The 747-nt window shown below is 67.1% G+C and carries 2 protein-coding genes; one reads left to right on the forward strand and one right to left on the reverse strand.

The window, feature by feature from the left end:
- The coding region (locus tag DBR34_RS23705; protein WP_258224061.1) for a response regulator transcription factor at window positions 1–238 on the forward strand (238 nt) is incomplete at its 5' end.
- Between the two features lie 308 nt (window positions 239–546).
- Here the strand turns inward: DBR34_RS23705 and DBR34_RS21865 are convergent.
- A partial coding sequence (locus DBR34_RS21865) for a response regulator (protein WP_219928327.1) occupies window positions 547–747 on the reverse strand: 201 nt, incomplete at its 5' end.

Consider the following 747-nt stretch of genomic DNA (forward strand, 5'->3'; position numbering starts at 1 on the left):
GCTGCTCGCCGCACGCCTGGCCCAGCTTACCCCGCAGCAGTTCCGCGTGCTGCTGTGCCTGGCCGACGGCCTGCTCAACAAGCAGATCGCCTACGAACTGGGCCTGGCCGAAAACACGGTGAAGGTGCACGTCACCGCGATCCTGAAGAAGCTCGACTGCCACAGCCGCACCCAAGCCGCAGTGCTGGTGAAGGCGCTGGAGCCGGAGGGCGATGCCGGGGCGGGGCTGGACGGCTGACGCGCGAACCGCGATGCGTTGATGGAGGTAGGGTCGCATCCCGATCGACTGCCGATAACCTGCGCAGCGTTCGGTGGTGGCATGACCTTGTGTCGAAGGCGGCTTCGTCGCGGATCATGCGTTCGCCGCGCGGATCAGCAAGGTCGGCAGTCGTTTGGGAACCGACCCTACCGCCGCAGCGCATCACGAACGTCACTGTCGTTTGGGAACCGCCCCTACTGCCGCAGCGCATCACGAACGTCACTGATGTGTGGGCCGAGGCAGGGTCGCCTCTGCGGCATGCCGTGCCGGAGAGAGGCGCGGCCGGTTCATGCCCTGTGTCTTACCAACACCTGCGTCATCAACGCGCGCAACGCCGGGGGCCGCACCGGCTTGGACAGGAACCCCCACCCGTTTTCCACCGCCTGCGCCTTCAATGCGTCGTCGCGCTCGGCGGTCACCAGGATCACCGGCGGGCGCGACGACGCATTGAAGGCGCAGGCGGTGGAAAACGGGTGGGGGTTCCTGTC

The organism is Stenotrophomonas sp. HMWF003 (assembly GCF_003061285.1).
In the GTDB taxonomy this organism is placed as follows: domain Bacteria; phylum Pseudomonadota; class Gammaproteobacteria; order Xanthomonadales; family Xanthomonadaceae; genus Stenotrophomonas; species Stenotrophomonas maltophilia_AP.